The sequence below is a fragment of the Mesorhizobium sp. M7D.F.Ca.US.004.03.1.1 genome, from assembly GCF_003998635.1.
Classification (GTDB): domain Bacteria; phylum Pseudomonadota; class Alphaproteobacteria; order Rhizobiales; family Rhizobiaceae; genus Mesorhizobium; species Mesorhizobium loti.
This window is the reverse complement of the sequence record NZ_RZQG01001464.1, coordinates 1-928: the sequence shown is the minus strand read 5'-3', so window position 1 is coordinate 928 and position 928 is coordinate 1. Positions and strand designations below refer to the sequence as shown.

2 protein-coding genes are annotated in these 928 nt (G+C 60.5%); both read right to left on the bottom strand.

The genetic code is table 11. The features are described from left to right. Positions 1–57: 57 nt before the first annotated feature. On the bottom strand, positions 58–207 hold the full coding sequence (locus EN935_RS37990; RefSeq protein WP_109671200.1) for a cbb3-type cytochrome c oxidase subunit 3: 150 nt from the start codon (positions 205–207) through the stop codon (positions 58–60). A 12-nt stretch (positions 208–219) separates the two neighbouring features. Continuing rightward, positions 220–927: a cytochrome-c oxidase, cbb3-type subunit II gene (ccoO, locus tag EN935_RS37985; protein WP_164771815.1), complete on the bottom strand. Its 708-nt coding sequence runs from the start codon at positions 925–927 to the stop codon at positions 220–222. Position 928 lies beyond the last annotated feature (1 nt).

Below are 928 nucleotides of genomic sequence, written 5' to 3'. Positions count from 1 at the left end.
ACTCATGGCCGGTGGTTGAGACACCGGAGACCTGGTCGATATGCTCGTTGCTCATGATCAGTCATCCTCAAGGGGGATCCGGGCAGCCTCGTCGGCCAGCTTGCGGCTGCCGGGGCGAAGGGCGAAGACAATTGCCCCGACAAAGAAAAGCGCCATGCCGACCAAACCCCAGCTGTCGGCAAACTCCCGCATCAAATTGTAATCCATGGATAAAACTCCTCAGCGATATCCTGCGGCATCGTCGTAGTTCTTGAAGTCAACCAGCGTGCCGAGCATCTGGAGATAGGCGACGAGGGCATCCATTTCGGTGACCTGTTGCGGGTTGCCGTCGAAGTCGCCGACCTTGGCTTTCGGATAGCGTGCTTCGAGGCCGGATGTGTCCGCGTTGGGATCGGCCTGCGCCATAAGGTCGGCATTGGCGTGCGCGATCATGTCATCGTTGTAGGGGACGCCGACCCGCCTGTTGGCGACCAGATGGGTCGAGAAATCCTTCACCTCGATCGGGGCGTCCTTCAGGAACGCGTAGCTCGGCATGATCGATTCCGGCACCACCGAACGCGGATCCGTAAGGTGCTGAACGTGCCATCCATTCGAGTAGCGGTCGCCGACCCGGGCGAGGTCCGGCCCGGTTCGCTTCGATCCCCACTGGAAAGGGTGATCGTACATCGACTCGGCCGCCAAGCTGTAGTGACCGTAGCGCTCGACCTCGTCGCGGAATGGCCTGATCATCTGGCTGTGGCAGAGGTAGCAGCCCTCACGCACATAGATGTTGCGGCCGGCGAGTTCCAGCGGCGAGTAAGGCCGCATGCCTTCGACCTTCTCGATGGTGTTGTCGAGATAGAAGAGCGGTGCGATCTCGACGATGCCGCCGACCGTCACCACCAGAAGGGAGCCAACGAGAAGAAGCGTGGCGTTCTTCTCGATGATC

What these genes read in the sequence shown, in the direction of transcription:
- EN935_RS37990 (WP_109671200.1), bottom strand. Translation starts at nt 207, where the DNA reads ATGGATTACAATTTGATGCGGGAGTTTGCCGACAGCTGGGGTTTGGTC.